We start from the raw sequence: 24,879 nt of genomic DNA on the forward strand, positions 1-24,879 counted from the left end.
CGAATGAAAAAAGATATAAAACCAAAATACGAGATATTATTCAGCGACCTAAAAAATCATATGATTGGAGACTATTTGATTTCAAGAGAATTCAAAATGGTTATGTCTCAAAATGGATATTATGAATGGTGGCAGAGTATTTACGAACAGATTAAAGAAAGTAGAAGATATTTTTCACTTGGAATGAACCATAACAGAGGTGATAACATTAACACTTTAGCTGTTGTTTTAAATGAGAGCCACGAAAGAGAAAAAATCGAAGACCTTGTCACATTAATAATTAGTTCGTTTATTGAGAATAAAAAGACAAACGAAAACTTTTCAGACATTATAGAGGCTATGACTGTTGCTGAATTCTCGGAAACTGCGATTAGCAAAGTAAAAAAAGCTTTTGACAAACATAAAAGTTTGAATTTACCTGAAAAGGTTATTACTAAATCAACTTCTTCAAAAAACACTTCAAATTCAAAAAGTAATAAGAAAGATGTTTTTATAGTTCACGGACACAATGAAGAACTAAAAGAAAAAGTTGCGAGAACGATTGAAAAATTAAAATTGCGACCTGTAATTCTTCACGAACAAAGTAATGAAGGGAAAACTATAATTGAAAAATTTGAAAAGCACTCAAATGTAAATTTTGCAGTCATACTTTTGACTTATGACGATTATGGAAATGTAAAATCTGAAACCAATCACAATAAAAGAGCGAGACAAAATGTAATACTTGAGTTAGGTTATTTCATTGCTAAAATCGGAAGAGAAAATGTTATGCCTCTTTATGAGCAAGGAGTTGAACTTCCAAGTGATATTTCAGGAGTTCTTTACACTTTAATTGATGATACTGAAAATTGGAAATTTCTACTTGTAAAAGAATTAAAATCTGCTGGATTTAAAGTAGATGCAAACGATATAATTTAAAATAAAAACGCCACAACAACTAAGTTTTCCTTGTATCAGAAAGACGTACAATGAAAACACCACAGGCGGAGAATGGAACCGGTTGTTTTAGAATGGTTGATAACCAAAAAAATGTTCTATTAGGGATTTCGTAAAGCAGTTTACTGCTTACACAACCGCATAGAGCAGTTTTTTTTTCTTTCCCTCAGGGTCACTCAGTAGAGGACTCTGAGAAATTGCCGAATTCATTTCTATACAACTACAAATGTTCTTTTAACAATTTCACGAGCTAAACATCAAAAAAAATGCTTACATTTGGTTTGTGAGTTTAATAAAAATCTGAAAATCGGCAGGGATGCCGACACGGGGAAAGACCACAAAATTGATTTACCTAACAGATTTTTGCCGTCAAAGGAATTATGAGAATATTTTTATAAAATGAATACACACCCGAGTATGATTACCAAAACCACACGAATGATAGGAAATGCCGTACCACCGAAATATACGGAAGCAATTAGAAGGGCAATAATTCAAAATAGTGAAAAATGAATATGGGATTATCATCAGAACAATTTGACTTTATCAACGACATTAAACGGAAAGTTAGAGAAGCACAATACACGGCTTTAAAGGCAGTTAATGTGGAATTGATTCGTTTGTATTGGGAAATTGGAAAATCTATTGCCGAAAAACAAGCACAAAGTTGGGGGAAAGCAGTTGTTCCTACTCTTTCTACAGAATTACAACGAGAATTTCCGGGTGTTGGTGGTTTTTCAACAACAAACCTTTGGTTAATGGCTCAATTTTATGATGAATACCATACTGACGAAAATCTCCAACCATTGGTTGGAGAAATTAGTTGGACAAAGCACATACTCATTTTAAACAAGTGCAAAGACAGTAAAGAACGTCAATTTTACATACTTTCTACCAAAAAATTCGGTTGGACAAAAAACATTTTAATTCATCAAATTGAAAATAAAACTTACGAAAAATACTTACTCAATCAAACCAATTTTGACCATACTTTATCCGAAAATGTTAAAAATCAAGCTGTTTTAGCGGTAAAAGACGAATACACATTTGACTTTTTAGAACTTGCAGACAAACATTCAGAAAGAGAATTAGAAAATGCTTTAGTGCAAAACATTCGGAATTTTTTACTTGAAATGGGAAATCAGTTCTCGTTTATCGGTAATCAATTCAAGATAGAAGTAGATAACAAAGAATATTTCATTGATTTGCTTTTGTACCACAGACAACTGCAATGTTTGGTTGCCGTAGAATTGAAAATTGGAGAATTTTTACCTGAATACAAAGGCAAAATGGAGTTTTATCTTACGTTGCTGAACGAAAAAGTAAAACTGCCAACTGAAAAGGACAGCATCGGAATTATTATCTGTAAAGAAAAAAACAGAACGATTGTTGAATATTCATTAAAAACAAGTAAACAACCCATTGGAGTAGCAACTTACAACACATCAACATTATTACCGAAAGACTATCAAAAATTATTACCAAACGAAAAAGCTATTTCTGACAAGTTGAACAAGTATTTCCAATAAACCAAACGCTATTTGTCCTATTGGGGATTTCGTAAAGCAGTTTACTACTTACACAACCGCTATAGAATGTTTTTTTTTAGAGCGAATGGTATAACTATTTGATTTTTAATTGCCATTTTTAGAATATTTAGTACAATAAGGCATAACTAATATTGAACTATTATATATTCCTAAACGATATAAAAATTAAGAAACTAAACCAAACAACAGCTACATTAATAATACCCTTTACTTACAAATAAGTAATGTATTCCTACATTAATACTTGCATTAAAATTGTGTGAGGGTTTATATTTTACATCGTTTTTACTAAAGTATTCTAAATCTTTTATTGTTTTACCATTAATATCTAACAAACCGAAGTACAGATGTAAGCCTGTATTAAAATATACATTTTTATTTAAGTGTATTTGTACACCATTGTTTAAACTTAATCCGGCATCAAACTTTCTAAACTTTTCACTTTCTCTTACTCCACTTAAATTGTTCTGAATATTAGAATCTGCAATTTGAACTTTTTCATATACACCAAACAAAAAACCTATTTCAGGCCCTATGCTCATATAATAATTAACCACGTTTTTTATTGACCTTCTTTTAGGAACTAACTCAAACTTATACAAAACTGGAATTTTGGCATAGTTTAATTTCACATTCCTTTTCACTTCAATATAATCTATAGAAGTAGGCGTAGTAGTATAGTTCTCCTGCCCTATTTCATCTTTATATCTTTGTCCTTGTTTTAAAATGTACACACCACTTTGAATACCGTGTCGGTTAGATATATTATATCCCACATCTATACCTGCCCCACCTCCAAAAGTTAAAGCATAATCTAATTCTGAACGTTTAGCAAAATTGTTATTAAAACCATCTAAAGTGCCGAAGTTATTTTGGTTGAGTATCCAATTATTTGAAAAAACACCTGCTAATCCTATATGAAAAGCCTTTTCTTGAGCTAAAACATTTTGAAATATCCCTAAAAATACTCCAAACAATATGAAAGTAAATATCTTAATTTTACCTTTGTGCATCTTATTATTTTTTTTATTAGTGAATATCAGTTTCAAAATTCATAGCATTTTTAGTTTTATAACTTACTATTTCAATTCTAAAACCAAATACAAAATACACTCTCCTTTTGTATATAATTTTATAACTGAAATCTTAGAATCTAATATTCAAAATTTTAATAGTGCAAAATTAATTAATTTTTACAAAAAGCATTATAAAACTATAAACTACTCTAAAAATGAAGGGGCAGGTTCAAGTATTTTAAAAAAAGTAAACGAACCTATTGACGGTTTTATTAGCAAAGTAGGCATACCTGAAAAATACGGGAAAATACTGATGCTGTTAGCTCAGGAATATAACAATAAATCTATTTTAGAATTAGGCACATCTTTGGGATTGAGTACCAGCTACCTTTTAAACTCTAACAATAAAATTATAAGTATAGAAGGCAATAAAGATATTTATACAATAACAAAAAATGCTTTTGAGCAACTCAATTTTAATAATGCACATTTGATTAATAGCACATTTGAAAATGAACTACAAACTGTACTACAAAACAACAATGATATAGTTTTATTTTTTATAGACGGCAATCACACAAAAAAAGCAACAATCAACTATTTTAACACCATACTTCCTTTTATTAAAGAAAATAGCATTGTAATTTTAGACGATATTTATTGGAATAAAGAAATGACGGAAGCTTGGCACGAAATTAGAACCAACAAAACCGTAAAACTAAGTATAGATTTATATAGAATAGGTATTTTATTTTTTAGAAAAGAACAAAAAGAACAAGAGCATTTTACATTATGGCATTAAGAATATTTAGTTTTATTATACTCTTTAATTTTTTATTTATAAATGAAATAAAAAGTCAACAACAGCTTTTTTTTACAGATGTTTACAACACCAATATTTATAAAAATAATGACAATAATAAAATAATTTTTAATAATAATTTATTTGCCAATCTAAATCAAAACGAATACAATACTGTAACAAGCATAATAGATACTTATTTTAAAGAAATAAAAGTTGAAGCAAGCAAAGCTACTCCTATCCATAATTATCAAGTAATATACAATTACACCACCACTAATTTTAAACCTTTACAGTGGAGTAAAACATGGCATCAAAAATATGAAGATACATTAGTTTCATACTTAAATCAGGTACACAAAGATTATTTTGACACCCTCAATATTGAAAATGAAAGCAATATTGCTTATGCAAAATTAATGTACCTTGATAAAATAAAACATAATTACAACTCAAGTACTTTTAGTAGCACTTTTATAAATATTTATGTACAAAATGTAAATATTAATAGATTTAAACAAGAAAATGTAGCACCAAATCAAACGTGGAATAGAATTATAACTAATTCAAAATTAACATCTTACAATGAATCTTATTATTTTAAAGATGTAAAACAAGATGCATATTTATATATTGGTCCAAATTTTAAATCAAGATTAGATGACTGCTTATCTATGATTTTAATTAAGCTAATAAATAACAACTTAAACTATCAATATTTTAATAACTATTCCTTTTTTACATTACCTACAAAAACTATTGCCACAATAGATAGTTTGCAATTTATTACATACAAAAACGAGGCTTTTAAAATATTAGAACAACACATTAACAATCAAACTTTATCTTTTTATTCTATTGACGATTTAGAAAGTTTAAGCCGATTAAAAGAGTTTTATAGCTACGGTACTTTCAAGGAATTTTTTAGTATTTATATAACTAATAATAACTTTACTAAACTTACTAATAATAAGGACGAAAGATATTCTTACTTCTCTATAGTAGATACTATACATTATAAGCCTAATTCGGCAAATTTTATTTCTCAAAAAGATTCTACCGAGCTACAAGAAATAGCACTGCTCCTATTAAATAATGAATATAGAGAGCTGACCATTTATGGCAATGCCGACAAAAGTGAATACGTGAAAATAGAAAAAAGTAAATACAAAAACTTAGTAGATAAATACAACAAATATCAACCTATGAAAATTAGTAGAAAGGTTGATTTATCGCTATACCGAGCTTTATTGGTATTTGATTACTTGCACGACAAAGGTTTAGCTCCGCAAAAAATGATGTGCATAGGAAGACAATATAAGGCAGAAAACTTGGTAGAAATAGACGTAAAAGAGCAAGCTAAGCACGCCAAGTTGTATTTTACTTTAAAAAAATAAATAAAGCGAATACTATTATAATGAGTTGTAAACCATTGGATTACATTAATTCACAAAACTAACTCATTCCTTTATACCATTGTTGCATAAAAGCTAATTCATCTTCAGCAAACTGCTCATTTTTTCTTAGTACAGAAAGTAAATGTTCAAAATTTGAAAGCGTATAAAACGGAACGCCCACTTCAGCAAAGGCTTTATCCACTTTTTTAAAACCGTAGTTAAAAATAGCCACAGCTCCTACCACTTCAGCACCTTCTTCTTTTAAAGCGTGTATAGCTTTAACCGTGCTTCCTCCTGTAGAAAATAAATCTTCTACCACCACTACTCTATCGCCTTTGCTTATTTTACCTTCTATTAAACTTTTAGTGCCGTGACTTTTAGGCGAAGAACGCACATAGCAAAAAGGCTTTTCTAAATTATCTGCCAGCAAAGCTCCATGAGCTATTCCCGCAGTAGCCACTCCGGCTATTACATCTATATCTTTAAATTTATCTTTTACCAAAACAGAAAAACTATCTTTTAAAAAACTTCGCACTTCCGGATAAGCTAAGGAAATTCTATTATCGCAATATATAGGCGACTGAATACCGCTGGCCCAAGTAAATAAATTTGCAGGATTTAGGCGTATAGCTTTTATATCTAATAAATATTCGGCAACTTTGTTGGCAATTTGAGGAGTATAAATCATGAAACAAAGCTATAAAATTTTTATTAACGATGTAGTTGTAATTTTGGCTGAAGTTAAAGAAGAATTTGACTTACCTAAAATAAAAGGTAGAATGGTGGTTTACAATGTAAATAAAACCGATTTACTTGAAAAAATAATTACTTCTATTGAAATAGGAAGTATAAAAACCAATGTACTTTTAATAACAAAAGACTTAACTTGGCTTAAAAATAACTTTTTTAGCTCTTTTAAAATAATAATAGCAGGCGGAGGATTGGTTATAAACAATAAAAACCAATATTTGCTTATGCACAGAAAAGGCAAATGGGATTTACCTAAAGGCAAAATTGAAAAAAATGAAGATATTGTAGCCGGTGCCATAAGAGAAGTGGAAGAAGAAACTAACGTTAAAATAAAACTTGTAAAAAATAAAATTGGTTTAACCTACCATACCTATAACTTAGGCAATAAGTGGATTTTAAAAGAAACGCACTGGTTTTATATGTTAGGTGATGAAAAAAGCAAATTAGTGCCACAAAAAGAAGAAGGCATAGACGAAGTAATATGGTGCAGTGAAAAAGAAGCTAAATTAAATTTAAAAAATTCTTACCCTTCAATTAAAGATGTATTCAAATTTGATAAATAAAATTATTGTAACAGCTATTATTGTTTTGTTATTTGCCACTAATGGACTTAATGCACAAAACGATACGCTATCACAGCAAGCCGAAATAAGCATACTAACCTGCTCTGCCGGAGATGAATTATACAGCACTTTTGGACACACAGGCATACGAGTAAAAGACCCCATTCAAAACATTGATGTAGTTTTTAACTATGGCATGTTTTCTTTTGGAGGAAGCTCAATGAAAGACCAAGTAGAATTTGGAGTAAAGTTTATAAGAGGAAATTTAGAGTACTGGTTAGGACTATCTAAGTTTGAAAATTTTATGCGTGGCTATAAATATGACGAACGCTGGGTGTATGAGCAAGTGCTCAATTTAAGCCATGAAGACAAAGAAGAACTTTTAAACGCTCTTATAGAAAACTACAAACCCGAAAATAGAGCCTACCGTTATGATTTTTTCTTTGATAATTGTTCTTCTCGGGTTAGGGATATTTTAGTAAAAGCCGTAGGTCCTGTTTTTGGAGATGCCAATAGCGATGTTTTTAGAAAAACAGATAAAAGTTTTATTGATCTAATTGACCCATACATAAAAAAATCGCCATGGTTAGATTTAGGAATGGATATCATGCTGGGTATTCCTTCTAGTAGAAAAGCTTCGCCTTATGAATTTATGTTTCTTCCCGACCATTTAATGGAGCAAATTTCTAAAGCTGACGGCTTGGTAAAAAGTGAACATTATTTAATAGATTTTCCAAGAAGGCACGTAACTGAATCTAAATTTCATTTAGTAACTCCTTTAAGTGTTTTTACATTATTGCTGCTAATTATTGCCACTATAACTTACTTTAATTATAAAAACAACAAACATTGGAAGTTTATTGATGTTACTTTGATGCTGGTAACGGGACTTATGGGTTGTCTTTTTCTTTTTATGTGGTTTGGCACTAAGCATCTTCCCGCTCATGCCAATTTGAATATGTTTTGGGCATTTCCACTTAATATTATTGCCCTTTTCTTTATTAATAATAAAAAATGGAGCATCTATTTTAAAATAGTATTAGGCTTTGCCGGTTTTATTTTATTGGCATGGTTTATTTCTCCACAGCAATATCATGTAGCCATTATTCCTATTAGCTTACTACTTATTATCCGCTATTTAAAAATATTAGATTGGCAAGGTAAAAAAAGCTAAAAATATACAATATTTAATTTTTTCATTTCGTTTTTAATAAAAACACCTTAAAAAATGAAAAAATTACTTTTAATACTATTCGTTAGTACTTTTGTGGCTAACGCCAAAGCCCTTAGCATTTTAGAGGCTGAAAAAGCAGGAAAAATCACTTATGAACTTATAGGAAATGAAATTTATGTTCATTATGAAACACCATTAATGTTTCACATTACCAATATTAGCAATGAAAATATTACCATAGAAATAGATGCCGGTACTATTGTACAATCTAACGTAGAAAAATACCAAGATTTTGTATTGACCGGTGCTATAGCTTTGGAGCTATCACCCCAAGGAGAAGATTTTTTTCATATTAATGCCATGTGTATAGAGCAGGATGATAATGCCCCCACTAATGATGCGTATTACTTTTTTACAGATAGAAAAAATGACAATCTTATTAAATTAGCCACATTTATAAGTGATAATAAATTATTTAACTCAGAAGCACAATTTTTAGTTTGGGATGTAATAAAAAATCCAAAAAACTATGATAATATAACGGCTTATAAATTAGACGAAAAAAACAATATTTGGTCGGTAGCAAATAATAATGGGGAAGAAAATATTGCGTTAGCTTCAAAAGCTGACGTTATAGAAGATAATGACCAACAAAATCTTTTAATGGTTAGCGGTACTTTTACTTTTAATTTAGCATTTGGTAAAGAAGTTCATTTAGCTATGTTTAACGACAGAAATGTAATAGTAAAAGAACTTTACGCAGAAGCTACCATGCCAAAAGGGCTAAGCAAAATACCTTATGCTTTTAATTCTTTAGACTTTCCCGAAGACAAATACTACATTAAGCTAATAATGGACGGCAAAGTACTTAACAATAAAGAAATAGACATGAAGTACTTTAGAAATTAGAACCTAACTCTTAATTTAATATTAAGAGGAATAGTATATCCTATATTAAATTCATTTGAAGTTGTTGTAGAAATCTCTTCTGGGTCTGTACCACTTTGCTGTTTACTTTCACTTTTAGATTTATCAAACATTAAGCGTAGAGCTGCTTCTGTAGATAAAGAAATTTTAGGATGCACATAAAATTGAACTCCTACAAATGGTCTAACACCTCCCCCTAAAGTTTTACCTTTACGATAGTCATAGTATTTTTCATCACTATAGTAAGAAACGTTCTCATAAGTGCTTGTTTCCAAATTAAATAATACATCTGAACCATAAAAAAGATTAAATCTATTAGATATATTTGTATAATGAGCAAACCCTATTCCATAAGAGAAATCAAAATTTTTAGAATCTCGTGTAATTGTATCATTACGCACGTTTGAAATTTTACTTCCTCCAATTCCAAATCCCGTATGAATATCAAAATTACCAATATATCTTCGGTAGGTAAGTAAATATGGGCTAGAAATACTACTAAAATAATATCCTTCATATCCAGAAGATACTACTGCAACTTTGAGCAAATTAGTAACATCAAGTTCTAATTCATTTAATTTTGAAGTATCTACTTGAAAATGCTGGTCTTTAATTTTTTGTTTCTTGTTTTTCTTCTGAGCAAATGTACACTGAATACTCAATACGGCTAAGGCTATTAATACTATTTTTTTCATAACTTATTAACTGCTAAGGTAATAAAAATATTGTATAAAGTACTAATATTAAATGTTAAAACTTTATTTCAAAAATTGCTTACTCACAGTTTTATTCTTGTATCCTCCGTCATAAGAATAAAATCCTTCTCCCGATTTCACTCCCAGTTTACCTGCTTGCACCATATTTACTAAAAGCGGGCAAGGTGCATATTTAGGATTTCCAAAACCTTCATACAGTACATGGCATATTGATAAAGCCACATCTAAACCTACAAAATCGGCTAACTGCAATGGTCCCATAGGATGAGCCATGCCCAGCATCATCACTTGGTCTATTTCTTCTACTCCCGCTACGCCTTCATATAAAGCGTATATAGCTTCGTTTATCATAGGTACTAATATTCTGTTAGAAACAAAACCCGGATAATCATTAGCTTCAACAGGAATTTTACCTAAAGTTTTAGTCATGTCAACTATGGTTTTCATGGTTTCTGCCGAAGTAGAATACCCTTTTATTATTTCTACCAGCTTCATCACAGGCACGGGGTTCATAAAGTGCATACCTATCACTTTATCGGCTCTTTTAGTGGCACTGGCTATTTTAGTTATAGAAATAGAAGAAGTATTGCTGGCTAAAATGGCATTTTTAGGTGTAAATTCTTCTAATTGTTCAAAAATTTTAAGTTTTACGTTCACATTTTCAGAAGCTGCTTCTACTACAAGGTCAGCATTTTTAACACCTTCTTCTATTTTTGTAAAAGTGGATAAATTATTAAGCGTAGCTTCTTTATCTTTTTCGCTAATTTTTTCTTTAGCTATCATTCTATCTAAGTTGTTAGCTATGGTTTTCATAGCTTTATCTAAAGAATCTTGCGATATATCAATTAAACTAACTTTAAATCCTGTTTGAGCAAATACGTGAGCAATTCCATTCCCCATTGTTCCCGCACCTATTACAGCTATATTTTTCATGTATTTTTATTTTTTGTGCAAAGTTACAAGATTATACTTTTTAAAGTAAATTGTTTTTAGAATTAGTGGTTGAAATATCTTTCCGCAAAAACGGATTTTACAGTTACATTTCTACCACTATTTGTAGTTGTTGAAGATTGCTTCACTCCGTTCGCAAAGACGTGCATCCTGTACTCGTGCCACGACTTGGAGTCGTGGCACGAGTACAACCCCAAAATCGTCATTGCAGCGAAGGCGGTAATCCCCTGCAATAGAACTGTGCTAAGTGATATTGAGATACCTGCCTCCGCAGGCATGACGTACTACATAGATTTAACAAACCTTACGTAAAATCGTCATTGCAACGAAGGCGGTAATCCTAAAAAACAATTTACATAAAACTATTTCAAAAGAGTTCCGAACTTTTAAAAAGTTCGGAACTCTTATAGTAATATAACATAAACTCGTGCCACGACTTGGAGTCGTGGCACGAGTACGCTCCAAAATCGTCATTGCCACGAAGGCGGTAATCCCGTAAAATAGAACTGTACTAACTGGATATTGAGATGCCTGCATCCGCACCGTGTCTGCCGACAGGTAGAGGCATGACGCCTGATGTAGATTGCATTTCCAAATTATCCAATTACCTTATTTTCAAATTATTTTCTCGCAATAAACTCAAAGTCCTACCCTTTTAACGTTCCGTGTTATTCTCCTGCTTTACTTATAATAGAATAACCTCAAATATCTATTTAATGCCCAAATAGGAAATACATTTCTGTATGAAGTGTAGGTTATCATACAGCTTTTATTAAACACACCACTAATACTTTCTTGAGGGAAATCGCCATCTTCATCTTGTTTTGATAGTAAAAACCGAATGCCTTTATCTATTACACTTTTATCAGAATACTGGCTTTGCATCAATGCCAATAATGCCCAAGCCGTATTTATTACTTGCCCTTGTTTGTTTTGAACATAACGCACTTCTACACAACTCAAATAACTTTCGCCCCACGAGCCGTCTTCTTTTTGTTGTTGCACCAAAAAATCGCAAGCTTTTTTAGTTGTTTTATCGTTGCTGTAATTTTTTCCTACACAAGCTAAAGCTTCCGCAGCAAACCACGCACCATAAGTATAGCCCACGCCCCACGAACCATAAAACGAGCCGTCATCGCCCTGCTCATTACAAATAAACTTTATGCCTCTATCTACAGCTTTTTTAATTTCTGTGGGTTTATAATCCGGATATTCTTTACTAAATTTCACTAAACTTTGAATACACGAAGAACTACATTCCACATAAGAATAATCTACCATTATTTCTCCAAAAACCTCCGAAGGGTTAATTTCTTCTATCCAAAAAGGAGCTCTTCGCTGCTCGTAAGTTGCCCAGCCTCCATCTTCATTCTGAAAAGATAAAAGTAAATCTACTGCTTCTTGAAAACGTTTTTGTGTTATGGTTTTGTTTAATGATAGCTGGTGTTTTGTAGCAAACTGATGTTGCAGTATGCTGGCTTTCATACCATCGGCAGTACAGTCTGTTATAGGCCAGCCGTGCTCTACTGTGCTAAACGGCCACCCACCTTGGTCTTGATGTCTAAAAAAAGTAGTTTTCCCACTTGTTTCATTTTGTATTTGAGAAGTATCTAAGTAAGTATAAATATTTTGAAGCGTATTCTCATAATCTTTTCCCAGCTCACTTTCATTTATAGCGTTTGAAAAAAAAGCCGTTTCCCACAATTGTGCTCCATTATATCCTTGCATTTTCATACCGTCTTCTGCCAGCCATAAATAATCTTTCCAGCGTTCTACATGTTTTTTAAAATATTCCGATTCTCCGCCATATTCTTGCCACAAGGCTAATGAATTTATAGCTTGATTCACAGGGCCTATATCTATATAATTTGTTCGTAAATCTTCGTCATTAATATATTTAATAATAAAATCAAGAGCTAATCTCCGTATTTTTTTAGGAGCTATTTTTTCGTACAGATGTGTTATTCCATTTAAAACATTTAATAAAAATGTAGGTTTTCTGTATAAATCTGTTTTTGCACAGGCAGACCTTGCTTTATTCCAATTAATATCTTCATATTTTTCATTGTAAAGTTCGGTACGAAGCTCTTTTGTTAAATCGTGTAGGGGCATTTGATATTTTGCTCCAAAACAATATGCCATAGGCAAATAAACCATACGTGCATGACACCAATATCTACCCGGATAAATAGGCAACCATTTAGGCAACAGCCACAATTCAGGAAATGTTGACTGATTGCCGCTCCAATCATAAACATTTAATGCACTCAAATAAAACTTTCCCCAACTGGGTGCATGTGTAGCTCCTCCATTTTCTCTTATCCAAGTTCTACCCTTTTGCATGTATTTTTCATCTTTATCTACACCTAAAATACGCAATGCTGTGTAGTTTAAAGAACTTCCCATCATGGTGCTTTCACTTTCTATGTGCAAGCCCCAGCCACCGTCTTCATTTTGATGATTTTTAATATAAGCACGCATTAATGCTTTTTGAGCATTAGAAAACGGTGTGTTGGTAATATAAGATACAATAATTAATCCCGGAAGCAAAAACATAGGCCCACCATAATCGCCAGGTATAAAATGGTTGGGCGTAAGTAGTTCTTTGTAGTAATTAATAGCTTGCTGAGTACTACTTTTAACATTATCTAAAAAGTCGGACTTATTTTCTTTAGCACTAAATTTGGAGTGTTTAGTGGCATTATACCTATAAATTTTATCTGCACTATTAGGATTTTTTGAGCTATCAAAAACAAACGATTGCTCCATTTCTTTAATCAATGCTTCATCTTCATCATTACCTTTAAAACGCCAGTATTGGCGACCTTTTTCGGTAGTTTTAAGCTCCCATAATTCCCAAAATTTATGGCTTTTTTCGGCAGTATATTTATTCATACTGTAAATATGCTACAAGTAAATTTGTTAAAAGTACGTATTTGGCAATTTGGACGTCCTAATAAAAAACCCATACACTACACTTTTGTTTTAGCTTTTTATTTGTGTTATGATTTCTACAAGTCCAATAACCGTAAAACATTTTTTGCAAGTTGTAAAAAACGATACAAAGCGAATAGCTAAAAAAGTAAAGCTAATAAATTCTAACGATAAAGACTATTGCTACGATACTTTAAATAAAGTTTCGCGTTCTTTTGCTTTAGTTATTCAAGATTTGCCTTCAGAACTTAAAGATGCTGTTTGTGTTTTTTATTTAGTGCTTCGTGCTTTAGATACTATTGAAGACGATATGAAAATACAAGACGCTGACAAGGAAAGTTTATTAATGAATTTTCATGAGTACTGCGATGACGAATCTTTTTCTTTAGACAATGTAGGCGATAAGCCGGAATATGTTGAGTTAATGCGTAATTATCCAATTATTGCCCGATTTTTATCTTCTGTAGATACCAAATACCAGCTAATAGTTAAAGATACTACAAAAGAAATGGCTGAGGGAATGTTGCATTTTGCAAAGCAAGAAGTGTATTCTAAAAACGACTACAATGAATACTGCCACTATGTAGCAGGAATTGTAGGACAAGGTTTGTCTAAACTTTTTGCAAAATCGGGTTTAGAAAGCGAAGAATTTTATACGGAAATGGACTTAGCTAACGAAATGGGTTTATTTCTACAAAAAACTAATATTATTAGAGATTATCAAGAAGATGTAGAAGAAGGTCGTATTTTTTGGCCAAGAGATGTTTGGGAGAATTATGTTTCAAATTACGCTGATTTAAAGAAAAATCCCGAAAATTCAAGAAGTATAGCTTGCCTAAATGCCATGGTTATAGATGCTATGAATCATTTTGAAAGTTGCTTAACTTTTTTATCAAAAATTGAGAATGAAAAAATATATCGCTTCTGTGCTATTCCTCAGTTAATGGCATTAGCTACTTTGGTAAAACTGTACAATAATCCTAATACTTTAAAGGAAAATGTAAAAATAGACAGAGCAACTACCATGGAAATTTTTGCCAAATTAAATAACAAACAAGTGTTTTCAGCATATTCTATTCAATTTTTGAATGAAATAAAACTAAAAGAATGTGATGTAAATATGATTGTTCTAAAAGAAAAATTATTAAAAAACTTAAAAAACTAAACTATGTATGATATTTGTATAGTTGGAGCAGGAGTTGCCGGTGCATCAATAGCAGCTCATCTTTCTAAATTAAATTATTCTATTGCTTTAATGGATATTTCCTTTAAAGAACGAGATAGAATAGTAGGCGAATTAATGCAACCCGGTGGACTAATGATGATGCAAAAACTGGGAATTGGGCACGTTATTAATAACATAGAAACAAGCAAAGTAAAAGGATATTCTTTGCATTACAACAATAAAAATCTTGTAATAGATTATGGAAATGACCAGTTTGGCGTAGGGCTTAATAATGGTAAATTTATACAAGCTTTAAGGAATGAAACACTAAACCAAAGTAATGTAAAACGCATTTTGGGCAAAGCTCTTGATTTTTCGTACAAAAACGATGATGAAATAGAAGGTGTTATTTATGAAGATGAAAAGAAAGACAAGCAAACTATACAAGCTAAATTAACTATAGTGTGCGATGGCTTTTTCTCTACTTTACGAAGTAAATTAATAGACGACCAAAAAGTAATAAGCAGTTATTTTTTAGGCTTAATTTTAAAAGATTGTCAACTGCCTAATGAGCAATATGGACATATTTTTTTAGACGGAAAATCTCCTTTTTTATGCTATAGAATTAACGAAAACGAAGTGCGTTTATTGCTTGATTATCAAGGAAATAAAGCACCTGTTTTAAATAAGGATTTAAAAGAGTTTATCTATCAAGAAGTAGCACCTTATGTAAATGAAAATATGAAGCAAAGTTTGCAAGAGGCTATAAATACACAAGCGGTTAAAATAATGCCTAATCATAAACTAAGTGTGGTTTCATGCACAAAAAAAGGCGTAGCTATGGTAGGCGATTCTTTAAACATGCGACATCCTTTAACCGGTGGTGGAATGACCGCCACATTAACAGATGTAGCTTTGCTATCTAAAGTTTTAAATAAAACCGAAATTTTAGACGATAAAATAAAACTCAATCAACAAATACAGCATTACTACAAAGAACGCTTACAATGGAATGCCTCAATTAATATTTTAGCCGATGCACTATATAAAGTAACTCTAAATGACGGTTTAAAAGAGGCTTGCTTTGATTATTTATCAAAAGGAGCAGATAAAAGTCAAGAGCCGATACAGTTGCTGGCAGGCATTTCAAGAGATAAAGGAATGTTGCTAAAACATTTTACTCAAGTGGCTGTTTTAGGAGCAAAAGATAAATTATTTAGAGATTTCAGCATACACGGCATAGATATTTCTTACACCATGCTTAAAGAAGCTACCCAAATATTTTGGCCTTTGCTGAAAAAGGAAAAAAACATGATAACCGGTTTAATAAACGAACCAAATGTAGAACAATTAGAAGTCGCTTCGTAAGCTATTTATAACGCTCTACAACACTACAAACCGTATTAATATCAGATTGGCTAACATCTAAATGAGTTACAAATCTTATGGTATTTTTACCAAAAGGAACAGCCAAAACGCCATTGTTTTTCAAATAGTTTAAATACTTCTCCACTCCTATTTCTTCCACTACATCAAACAAAACAATATTAGTTTCGGGCGTTACCACATTTGTTATTTCCTTTTGCTTTATAAGCGTTTCAGCTAATTGAGTAGCATGTGCATGGTCGTTTTTTAGCCTGTCAATATTATTTTCTAAAGCATACAAGCCCGTTGCGGCTAAATAACCTACTTGCCTCATGCCTCCACCAAAGGCTTTGCGTACTTTTTTGGCACGTTTAATAAAAGCATTATTTCCTATTAAAACCGAACCAATAGGAGCTCCTAAACCCTTGCTTAAACATATAGAAATACTATCAAATAAACCTTTGTAATCTTCAATTTTGGTATTACTTGCCATTAAAGCATTAAAAAACCTTGCTCCATCCATGTGGAGTTTTAAGTTTTTTTCTTTGCATAAACTACTTATTTCTTTTAAGGCTTCTAACTTATAAAAAGCTCCTCCTCCTTTATTGCAAGTGTTTTCTACAATAACCAGCTTACTCACGGGCAACCAATCAAAATCGGGTTGTATGTTTTCTTTAATTTGTTGGGCAGAAATTCGCCCTTTATCGCCATCTATTAAACGGACTCCGCAACCCGAATTAAAAGCATAGCCCGCAGTTTCATAATAATATACATGAGAAAGTTTGTCCATTATTATTTCATCTAAAGGCTGAGTATGCACTTTTACCGCTATTTGATTGCACATGGTTCCGCTGGGGCAAAACAAAGCTGCCTCAAAGCCAAACATATCTGCCAGTTTTTGTTGCAATTTTTGCACCGTAGGGTCTTCGTTAAAAACATCATCGCCCACTTGTGCATTCATCATTGCTTCCAGCATTTCAGCATTGGGTTTTGTAACGGTATCGCTTCTTAAATCTATCATGGTTTTATTTGTTTTAAAATTTCATAACTAACTATCGTGCAAGCATTTATTACATTCATAGATGTTGTTTTGCCATACATATTTATATGAAAAACTTCATCAGACAGCTTCAATAATTCATCTGCTACTCCCCTATTTTCTTCTCCTAATATTAGCAGTATTTTTTCATCTTTATGCAGTGAAAGTTGCTCTATTTCTTTACTTTTATCGCAATATTCTACACTAATAATTTTATAATCTTCTCTCTTTAATTTCTTAATAATTTCTACAGGGTTTTCTACATATTCAAAATTTACATACTGCTCCGTTGCTCTTGAAGTTTTAGCTATTTTTCTGTTTGGAGGATATACACTATTGCCCGAAAAATACAGTTTTTCAATACCTAAATTATCTGCCAGCCTAAATAAACTGCCCACATTAAAAGGCGAATGCATATTATTTGCCAAAATAGATAATTGGGCATTGGGTTTTTGATTTTTTATTTCGTTATGTAGTAATTGCCTCATTTTCTATTCATTATGATAAGGCTCTCCCTTAATTATGGTAAAAGCTCTGTAAAGTTGTTCAGCAAAAATTAAGCGTATTAATTGGTGCGAAAATGTCATGGAAGACAACTGCATTTTCATATTGGCTCTTTCGTATATTTCAGGAGCAAAACCATAAGCTCCGCCCACCACAAAAACTATTTGACTAACTGCATTAAGTTGTTGTTGTTCAATCCATTTAGCAAATTTTACCGAAGTAAAACTTCTACCCTTTTCATCAAGCAGTACCACAAAATCTGTAGGTAATAACACTTTTAAAATTTGAGTACCTTCCTCTTGTTTCCGCTGCTCTATTTGCAGTTTATTGATGTTCTTTTTATCTTGAATAACTTGAAATTCAAAATTAGTGTAATGCTGTAAACGATTAAAAAAAATACTACACCCTTCATCTACATAACTTTGTGTAGTTTTACCAATAACCAACAATTTTACTTTCATGTGTACAAAAATATGATAAGAATTGTTCAATCTATTGCATAAGTTAGTTAATTTTGATTTTTAACTTAAAAATTCAGCATGAATAAAATTAAATATTTTGCCATAAGCACCTTTTTAATGCTTTTATTATTTGCCTGCCAAACTACTCCAAATTTTGTAGGACAATGGGAATTAAAAGAGCTTCAACTGGGCAATGAAAGAATAACGGGCATGGATATAGGCAACCCCACTTATACTTTTAATAAAGATAAAACTTTTACTATAGCCATAGACGATTTAAGCCAAAGTGGCACTTGGAGCTATAAAAATAACAAGCTGAGCCTTGTAAATGACGATGACAAAGGCAATGAAAATATATTGACCGTAGTAGATGTTAACGACACTATTTTTCATTACACTACAGGAGTAGATAATCAAGAATCTTTTGTATATTTAAGAAGAATTAAAAAATAAAATGACCTTAGCCCTAATTGCTTTTGCTTTATTAATGGGAATTATCCTTATATTTTTAGAGGTTTTTATAATACCCGGCACTACTATTTTTGGTATTTTTGGAGCAGTTATTTCGGTGGTAGCCATAATATTTGCCTACAAATATTTAGGAACTAATGCCGGACATTTAAGCATAATAATAGGCTTTGTGGTTTTTATGGTTTTCTTTTTTTTAGGAAAGAAATTTATGGATAAAAGTAACTTTTCATTGCACCAAGAACTTACCGGAAAAGTAAATTTATACGAAGCAAAGGCAAAAGTTGGCGATATGGGCATAGCTCATACCGATATAAAACCAAACGGAAAAGCTATTATAGATGATGAGAAAATAGAAGTATTTTCTATAGGGCAATATATAACAAAAGGAGAAAAAATAATAGTAACTAAAATAGAACAAAATAAAATTTTTATAAAACCAATAACTTAAAAAAACATGTATTTACTACCCATATTAATTGTATTTGCAGCCATATTTATGCTGTTTTTCATTTTGTATTTTGTACCTATCGGCTTATGGATTTCAGCCTTAGCTTCTGGTGTTAAAATAGGCATAATTGACTTATTTGCTATGCGTTTAAGAAAAGTACCGCCTACAGTAATAGTTAACGCTATGATTACGGCTAAAAAAGCAGGTATTCCTGTAGAAAGAGATTTTTTAGAAGCCCATTATTTAGCCGGAGGGAATGTAATTAAAGTTGTAAATGCTTTAGTATCGGCAGATAAAGCTAATATTGACTTAACTTTTAATGATGCTACGGCTATTGATTTGGCGGGTAGAGATGTATTAGAGGCGGTAAAATTAAGCGTTGACCCACGTGTTATAGAATCGCCACCTGTAGCGGCTGTGGCAAAAGACGGTATTCAGTTAATAGCCAAAGCGAGGGTAACGGTACGTGCTAACATTAAGCAATTAGTAGGTGGTGCAGGAGAAGAAACTATTTTGGCAAGAGTTGGAGAAGGAATTGTTACTTCTATTGGTTCGGCAGAAACGCATAAAAAAGTGTTAGAAAACCCCGATACTATTTCAAAATTAGTGCTGGGCAAAGGATTAGATTCCGGAACTGCTTTTGAGATACTTTCTATTGATATTGCAGATGTAGATGTAGGTAAAAACATAGGTGCAGAACTTCAAATAGACCAAGCTAATGCCGATAAAAATGTAGCACAAGCCAGAGCCGAAGAAAGAAGAGCCATGGCAATAGCCGAAGAGCAAGAAATGAAAGCCAAAGCACAAGAAGCCCGAGCTAAAGTAATTTTAGCAGAAGCAGAAGTGCCTTTAGCATTGGCAGAAGCTTTTAGAAAAGGTAATTTAGGTATTATGGATTACTATAAATTCCAAAATATACAAGCAGATACTAATATGAGAGATTCTATTAGTGGAAAAGACAATAGTAAAAAGTAGATTTAGCTTATTTCAAAAAAGCTAAAATTTCATTGTAAACTATTGTCAATTCACTTTTTGTAATGCAATAAGGTGGCAATATATATAAAGTATTGCCCAAGGGACGCAATAAAATTCCCTTATCTAAAAAGTGTCTATTTAAAGTATCCCGCAGTGAATTTCCGTAGGAAGTAGCTTGTGCTGTAATAATATCAAAAGCCATTATAGTACCTTGTATTCTTATATTTTCTACTTTACCGGTTGCTTTTAAATCTATGGCAAACTGTTGATGTTGTTCATTAATCTGCTTTATAGATTTTTTTGTTTTTTCTTGTTCAAGCAAATCTAAACTGGCATTAGCAGTGGCACAAGCTATTGGATTGGCAGTAAAAGAATGCCCATGAAAAAATGTTTTATTCATAAAATTATCCGATAAAAAAGCATCGTATATTTCTTGTGTACAGGTAGTGATGCTCATAGCCATTACCCCACCCGTTAAGCCTTTAGATAAACACATAATATCCAGAGATGTTTGGCAATATAGACTGGCAAACATTTTTCCCGTACGATAAAAACCCGTCATAACTTCATCTGCTACGCACAAAACATTATTTTGTTTACATAACTGTAGCATTTCTTCCAATGTTTCGGCACTATACATTAGCATTCCTCCTGCACCTTGCACTAATGGCTCATATATAAATGCGGCAACATCATTGTTTTTTACAATTTCTCTTAATTGACTTATGCTTTTTTCTGCATTAATTGCCGGACTTTCTATAAACTCTACATCAAATAAAAATGGAAAAAATGGCTCTGTAAAAGCACTTCTACTGCCTACACTCATAGCCCCGAAAGTATCGCCATGGTAGGCTTCTTTTAAGGCAATTACTTTAGTTTTCTTTTCTCCTTTATTGTGCCAATACTGAAATGCCATTTTAAGCCCAACTTCTACTGCTGTACTTCCATTATCCGAAAAAAAAGCTTTTTTTTGATTAGAAGGTAAATACTGCATAAGCCTTTCTGTCAATCTTACGGCCGGCTCATGAGTAAATCCTGCAAAAATTACGTGTTCAAGTTCTGTAGCTTGTTCATATATTTTTTTAGCAATATAAGGATGAGCATGACCATGTATGCATGTCCACCAACTAGATATTGCATCTATATATTTCTTGCCATTTTCTTCGTATAAATAAACTCCTTCTCCCTTAACTATGGGAATAGGATTATCGGCTATTTTCATTTGAGTAAATGGATGCCAGATATGTAGCTTACTTCTTGACGATAGAGACATAAGTTTTTAGTCTTTAAGTTAATCGCTCAAAGATAAACAGTTTTGAAGGGAAGAAAATTAACAAAACAAAACTTATTAACACATCTTGATTTTTAATATAAAAAGACTAACTTTGTTTGACATTGTGTAAAAATATTTCTACCCATCAATAAACAAAAAACAATACGCACAAGTTTTTTATACCAATTGTCAACACAAAATAGATTAGATTATTATATATTCCTAAGCGGTATAAACATCTATTTCTCTCTAAAACATTTCCTACATCTCGGTTCGTAGCTTTCTTTTTCGCCAAGCATTACGGTTTTGCTATCACTAGTTTTTCTATAAGAATGTACTGCTATATCTCCACAATTAACACAAATAGCGTGCACTTTGGTAATATAATCGGCAATGCTCAACAAATTAGGAATAGGACCAAAAGGCTTGCCTTTAAAATCCATGTCTAAACCGGCTACAATAACCCGTGTTCCTCTATTAGCCAATTTTTCGCACACACTTACCAACTCCATATCAAAAAACTGTGCTTCATCTATTCCTACCACATCTATACCTTCTGAAAGTAGCAAAATATTTTCTGAATGACTTACCGGAGTGCTACGTATTGAATTTCTATCATGCGAAACAACTTCTGTTTCGTCATATCGGGTATCTATTTCGGGCTTAAAAATTTCAACTTTTTTATTAGCTATAATAGCACGCTTAAGTCGCCTTATTAGTTCTTCTGTTTTTCCGGAAAACATAGAACCACAAACCACTTCTATCCAGCCCTTTTTATTTTGATGTGTACTTGGTTCAATAAACATTGCTGTAAAAATACACGATAAGCTTTATATATAAAAGTAAGGTTGATAAAGTATAGGCTTAGGTGGAAAAGTTTTGTATAATTCGCTATTATCCGTTTCCAATTATCTTTCAAAAGCTAATACAATTCTTATCTTTGGAGCTTCAAACTAAACAAATGGAGAGATATAGTAAACAACAAATAAGCGACATTTACCACAAACCTTTGCTACAATTAATGTACGAAGCTAATGAAGTTTATAAAGAAAATTTTGAAGTAGGCGAAATTGTAGTAAATACTTTACTTTCTGTAAAAACAGGCGGATGCCCGGAAGATTGTTCTTATTGTTCTCAATCATCTAAATATGTTACTGATGTAAAAGCCAGCAAAATGATGGAAGTAGATGCTGTGCGTGAAAAAGCAAAAGAAGCTAAGGCTAATGGAACAACGCGTTTTTGCATAAGCAGTATGGGAACAAAAGTGAGAGATAATAAAGATTTTGATACTGTTTTAGAAATGGTAAAAGCTGTAAAACAAGAAGGATTGGAAGTATGCTGTACTTTAGGTATGTTAAATCCAGAGCAGGCTACTAAGCTTAAAGATGCAGGGTTAAACGCCTACAATCATAATGTAGATACCTCTGATGAATATTATGATAAAGTAATAACCACAAGAACTTATCAAGATAGATTAGATACTTTGAGCCATGTAGCAGGTTCCGGCTTAAAAATATGTAGCGGAGGAATTATAGGCTTAGGAGAAACAGACGAGGATAGAATAGGAATGTTGCATACTTTGTGCAATTTACCTACACAACCGGAGTCTGTTCCTGTAAATTGTCTTGTACCCATAAAAGGTACACCATTGGAGGGCAATAAATTAGTTAGCGTTTGGGAAATGCTAAGAATGGTGGCCACGGCACGTATTATAATGCCAAAATCTGTGGTACGAATTTCCGCAGGAAGAGAGAAAATGACTACAGAGCAGCAAGCTTTATGTTTTATGGCAGGTGCAAATTCAATTTTTGCCGGAAATAAATTATTAACCACTCCAAATCCCGAAATAGGGACAGACAACTATATGTTTAATTTACTAGGCTTAAAACCAAGACCTGCAATGAAAGAGGTGGAGATATAATATCTATTACTTCTTAATAAAAATTTTCATCACAAATTTCTCTTGCTCTATAAACAGTATATTACTTACATTCCATCGGTGTATTAAATCTTCTTTTTGAAAAACTAAAAAGCCATCTTCTGCTCTTATAAAATTGAGCCATTTGCTGTCGTAAGGTTTGTCAAAATCATCTCCTATCACCACTATTTCTTTACATTTACAGTCTTGATACATTTTTATAACCGTTTCAGCCGCACTATTATCGGCAGCAGTTTGTGCTATTGAAAGTAAAACAAAAAACATAAAGAATGGAACGAGAATAATTTTTTTCATTAGTGTTAATTTTTGCCAAATATAGTGGTTTATTTTATTTAATTCAAAATTGAAAAATTAAGAAGTACAATTAATGCCGTATATTTGCACCTCAAAAAAAATCAAAATAATGAGTAAAGTAATAGGAAAAAAAGAACTGGACTTTTTTGAAAAATATATTAATAATGCTTCGCCAACGGGCTATGAATGGAATGGGCAAAAATTGTGGTTAGATTTTATTAAGCCTTATGTAGATACGCACAAAGTAGATAACTATGGAACTGTTTATGGGATAATAAACCCAAAAGCAGAATTTAAAGTAGTTATAGAAGCCCATGCCGATGAAATTAGTTGGTATGTTAGTTATATTACCGAAGATGGTTTTATTTATGTAAAAAGAAATGGTGGCTCCGACCACATGATAGCTCCTTCAAAAAGAGTTAATATTCATACTAAAAACGGTTTTGTGCCGGCAGTATTTGGTTGGCCGGCTATACATACAAGACCCGATAAAAGTAAACCAGAAATTAAAGTAGAATCTATTTTTTTAGACTGTGGAGCTAAAAGCAAAAAAGAAGTTTTAGATATGGGAATACATGTTGGGAGTGTTATTACTTACCAAGATGAATTTACGGTTTTAAACAATAAATATGCCGTGGGCAGAGCTTTAGATAATAGAGCCGGAGGCGTAGTAATAGCATTGGTGGCTAAAATGCTGAAAGAAGGAAAGGAAAAATTGCCTTTTGGACTGTATATAGTAAATTCAGTACAGGAAGAAGTTGGGCTGAGAGGTGCAGAAATGATAACGCAAAGTATTAAACCTAATGTAGCCATAGTTACCGATGTAGCTCATGACACCAACACACCTATGATAGATAAAAAAGTAGAAGGCGATTTTAAATGTGGTGATGGTCCTATTTTAACTTATGGTCCTGCGGTGCACAATAAATTATTAAACTTAATAATTGATACTGCCGAAAAAAATAAAATACCTTTTCAAAGAGATGCCGCTTCAAGAGCTACAGGTACAGACACCGATGCTTTTGCTTTTTCTAATGGAGGTGTGCCAAGTGCATTAATTTCTTTTCCTTTAAGATATATGCACACTACTGTAGAAATGGTAGAACTAAGCGATATGGAAAATGCAGCTAAGTTAATTTACAACACTTTGTTAGCTTTAACTCCGGATTTTAACTTTAAGTATTTAGATTAAAAACAAGAGTTAATTAAAATGGAATAAAGGAAAGAAG

The 24,879-nt window shown here is 32.1% G+C and carries 25 protein-coding genes; 14 read left to right on the forward strand and 11 right to left on the reverse strand.

The window, feature by feature from the left end:
• The first annotated feature begins 60 nt into the window (after positions 1 to 60).
• Both H6578_08170 and H6578_08175 read left to right on the forward strand, forming a co-directional pair.
• A complete protein-coding gene (locus tag H6578_08170) occupies positions 61 to 918 on the forward strand; it encodes a nucleotide-binding protein (protein MCB9227123.1) in 858 nt (285 codons plus the stop codon).
• A 527-nt stretch (positions 919 to 1,445) separates the two neighbouring features.
• Positions 1,446 to 2,465: a DUF1016 domain-containing protein gene (locus H6578_08175; protein ID MCB9227124.1), complete on the forward strand. Its 1,020-nt coding sequence runs from the start codon at positions 1,446 to 1,448 to the stop codon at positions 2,463 to 2,465.
• Positions 2,466 to 2,680: 215 nt separating this feature from the next.
• On the opposite strand, the gene H6578_08180 is transcribed toward H6578_08175, so the two are convergent.
• Positions 2,681 to 3,499 (reverse strand): PorT family protein, encoded by an 819-nt coding sequence (locus tag H6578_08180; GenBank protein ID MCB9227125.1) that lies wholly within the window; start codon positions 3,497 to 3,499, stop codon positions 2,681 to 2,683.
• 19 nt (positions 3,500 to 3,518) lie between these two features.
• Between H6578_08180 and H6578_08185 the strand changes: the two genes are divergently transcribed.
• Both H6578_08185 and H6578_08190 read left to right on the forward strand, forming a co-directional pair.
• On the forward strand, positions 3,519 to 4,304 hold the full coding sequence (locus tag H6578_08185; GenBank protein ID MCB9227126.1) for a class I SAM-dependent methyltransferase: 786 nt from the start codon (positions 3,519 to 3,521) through the stop codon (positions 4,302 to 4,304).
• Positions 4,295 to 5,701 (forward strand): hypothetical protein, encoded by a 1,407-nt coding sequence (locus H6578_08190; GenBank protein ID MCB9227127.1) that lies wholly within the window; start codon positions 4,295 to 4,297, stop codon positions 5,699 to 5,701. Before H6578_08185 ends, H6578_08190 begins: the two co-directional genes overlap by 10 nt.
• A 58-nt stretch (positions 5,702 to 5,759) precedes the next feature.
• Here the strand turns inward: H6578_08190 and H6578_08195 are convergent, their stop codons facing one another.
• Positions 5,760 to 6,371 (reverse strand): orotate phosphoribosyltransferase, encoded by a 612-nt coding sequence (locus H6578_08195; protein ID MCB9227128.1) that lies wholly within the window; start codon positions 6,369 to 6,371, stop codon positions 5,760 to 5,762.
• Between the two features lie 16 nt (positions 6,372 to 6,387).
• On the opposite strand from H6578_08195, the gene H6578_08200 reads away from it, so the two are divergent.
• Genes H6578_08200 through H6578_08210 form a run of 3 tightly spaced genes read left to right on the forward strand, consistent with a single transcriptional unit; the run spans position 6,388 to position 9,097 of the window.
• Positions 6,388 to 7,014, forward strand: coding sequence for an NUDIX domain-containing protein (locus H6578_08200; protein MCB9227129.1), 627 nt, complete (start codon positions 6,388 to 6,390; stop codon positions 7,012 to 7,014).
• Positions 7,004 to 8,188, forward strand: coding sequence for a DUF4105 domain-containing protein (locus H6578_08205; protein ID MCB9227130.1), 1,185 nt, complete (start codon positions 7,004 to 7,006; stop codon positions 8,186 to 8,188). Before H6578_08200 ends, H6578_08205 begins: the two co-directional genes overlap by 11 nt.
• Before the next feature lie 54 nt (positions 8,189 to 8,242).
• Positions 8,243 to 9,097: a hypothetical protein gene (locus H6578_08210; protein ID MCB9227131.1), complete on the forward strand. Its 855-nt coding sequence runs from the start codon at positions 8,243 to 8,245 to the stop codon at positions 9,095 to 9,097.
• Here H6578_08210 and H6578_08215 read toward each other — a convergent pair.
• The 3 genes from H6578_08215 to H6578_08225 form a co-directional block, all read right to left on the reverse strand.
• Positions 9,094 to 9,810 (reverse strand): hypothetical protein, encoded by a 717-nt coding sequence (locus H6578_08215; GenBank protein MCB9227132.1) that lies wholly within the window; start codon positions 9,808 to 9,810, stop codon positions 9,094 to 9,096. The genes H6578_08210 and H6578_08215 overlap by 4 nt on opposite strands.
• Positions 9,811 to 9,873: 63 nt before the next feature.
• The gene (locus H6578_08220) at positions 9,874 to 10,764 is read right to left on the reverse strand and encodes a 3-hydroxybutyryl-CoA dehydrogenase (protein MCB9227133.1); all 891 of its coding nucleotides are present in this window, start codon (positions 10,762 to 10,764) and stop codon (positions 9,874 to 9,876) included.
• Between the two features lie 699 nt (positions 10,765 to 11,463).
• On the reverse strand, positions 11,464 to 13,677 hold the full coding sequence (locus H6578_08225; GenBank protein MCB9227134.1) for a terpene cyclase/mutase family protein: 2,214 nt from the start codon (positions 13,675 to 13,677) through the stop codon (positions 11,464 to 11,466).
• A 109-nt stretch (positions 13,678 to 13,786) separates the two neighbouring features.
• On the opposite strand from H6578_08225, the gene H6578_08230 reads away from it, so the two are divergent.
• Positions 13,787 to 14,881 carry a squalene synthase gene (locus tag H6578_08230; protein ID MCB9227135.1) on the forward strand — a complete coding sequence of 365 codons (1,095 nt, stop codon included), beginning with the start codon at positions 13,787 to 13,789 and terminating at the stop codon, positions 14,879 to 14,881.
• A gap of 3 nt (positions 14,882 to 14,884) precedes the next feature.
• Positions 14,885 to 16,249 carry an FAD-dependent monooxygenase gene (locus tag H6578_08235; protein MCB9227136.1) on the forward strand — a complete coding sequence of 455 codons (1,365 nt, stop codon included), beginning with the start codon at positions 14,885 to 14,887 and terminating at the stop codon, positions 16,247 to 16,249.
• Position 16,250: 1 nt separating this feature from the next.
• On the opposite strand, the gene H6578_08240 is transcribed toward H6578_08235, so the two are convergent.
• The 3 genes from H6578_08240 to rlmH are packed head-to-tail and all read right to left on the reverse strand — an operon-like array spanning position 16,251 to position 18,250.
• Positions 16,251 to 17,267 (reverse strand): aminotransferase class I/II-fold pyridoxal phosphate-dependent enzyme, encoded by a 1,017-nt coding sequence (locus H6578_08240; GenBank protein ID MCB9227137.1) that lies wholly within the window; start codon positions 17,265 to 17,267, stop codon positions 16,251 to 16,253.
• A complete protein-coding gene (locus H6578_08245) occupies positions 17,264 to 17,773 on the reverse strand; it encodes a TrmH family RNA methyltransferase (GenBank protein ID MCB9227138.1) in 510 nt (169 codons plus the stop codon). The genes H6578_08240 and H6578_08245 overlap by 4 nt, the downstream gene beginning before the upstream one ends.
• Before the next feature lie 3 nt (positions 17,774 to 17,776).
• Positions 17,777 to 18,250: a 23S rRNA (pseudouridine(1915)-N(3))-methyltransferase RlmH gene (gene rlmH, locus H6578_08250; GenBank protein ID MCB9227139.1), complete on the reverse strand. Its 474-nt coding sequence runs from the start codon at positions 18,248 to 18,250 to the stop codon at positions 17,777 to 17,779.
• 78 nt (positions 18,251 to 18,328) lie between these two features.
• Here rlmH and H6578_08255 point away from each other — a divergent pair, with 78 nt between their 5' ends.
• Genes H6578_08255 through floA form a run of 3 tightly spaced genes read left to right on the forward strand, consistent with a single transcriptional unit; the run spans position 18,329 to position 20,144 of the window.
• On the forward strand, positions 18,329 to 18,703 hold the full coding sequence (locus H6578_08255; protein ID MCB9227140.1) for a DUF4923 family protein: 375 nt from the start codon (positions 18,329 to 18,331) through the stop codon (positions 18,701 to 18,703).
• 1 nt (position 18,704) lies between these two features.
• A complete protein-coding gene (locus H6578_08260) occupies positions 18,705 to 19,169 on the forward strand; it encodes a hypothetical protein (GenBank protein MCB9227141.1) in 465 nt (154 codons plus the stop codon).
• A 6-nt stretch (positions 19,170 to 19,175) separates the two neighbouring features.
• Positions 19,176 to 20,144 (forward strand): flotillin-like protein FloA, encoded by a 969-nt coding sequence (floA, locus tag H6578_08265; protein ID MCB9227142.1) that lies wholly within the window; start codon positions 19,176 to 19,178, stop codon positions 20,142 to 20,144.
• Positions 20,145 to 20,151: 7 nt separating this feature from the next.
• Here the strand turns inward: floA and bioA are convergent, their stop codons facing one another.
• Complete coding sequence (gene bioA / locus H6578_08270) at positions 20,152 to 21,417, reverse strand: adenosylmethionine--8-amino-7-oxononanoate transaminase (protein ID MCB9227143.1); 1,266 nt, start codon at positions 21,415 to 21,417, stop codon at positions 20,152 to 20,154.
• A gap of 239 nt (positions 21,418 to 21,656) precedes the next feature.
• Positions 21,657 to 22,223, reverse strand: a complete 567-nt coding sequence (locus tag H6578_08275; GenBank protein MCB9227144.1) for a thymidine kinase — start codon at positions 22,221 to 22,223, stop codon at positions 21,657 to 21,659.
• A gap of 155 nt (positions 22,224 to 22,378) precedes the next feature.
• Here H6578_08275 and bioB point away from each other — a divergent pair, with 155 nt between their 5' ends.
• Positions 22,379 to 23,338, forward strand: coding sequence for a biotin synthase BioB (gene bioB / locus H6578_08280; protein ID MCB9227145.1), 960 nt, complete (start codon positions 22,379 to 22,381; stop codon positions 23,336 to 23,338).
• A gap of 6 nt (positions 23,339 to 23,344) precedes the next feature.
• Here bioB and H6578_08285 read toward each other — a convergent pair whose 3' ends face one another.
• The gene (locus H6578_08285) at positions 23,345 to 23,650 is read right to left on the reverse strand and encodes a hypothetical protein (GenBank protein ID MCB9227146.1); all 306 of its coding nucleotides are present in this window, start codon (positions 23,648 to 23,650) and stop codon (positions 23,345 to 23,347) included.
• Between the two features lie 109 nt (positions 23,651 to 23,759).
• Here H6578_08285 and H6578_08290 point away from each other — a divergent pair, with 109 nt between their 5' ends.
• On the forward strand, positions 23,760 to 24,842 hold the full coding sequence (locus H6578_08290) for a M42 family metallopeptidase (GenBank protein ID MCB9227147.1): 1,083 nt from the start codon (positions 23,760 to 23,762) through the stop codon (positions 24,840 to 24,842).
• Positions 24,843 to 24,879: the final 37 nt, after the last annotated feature.

The organism is Chitinophagales bacterium (assembly GCA_020635995.1).
In the GTDB taxonomy this organism is placed as follows: domain Bacteria; phylum Bacteroidota; class Bacteroidia; order Chitinophagales; family UBA8649; genus JAFMKE01.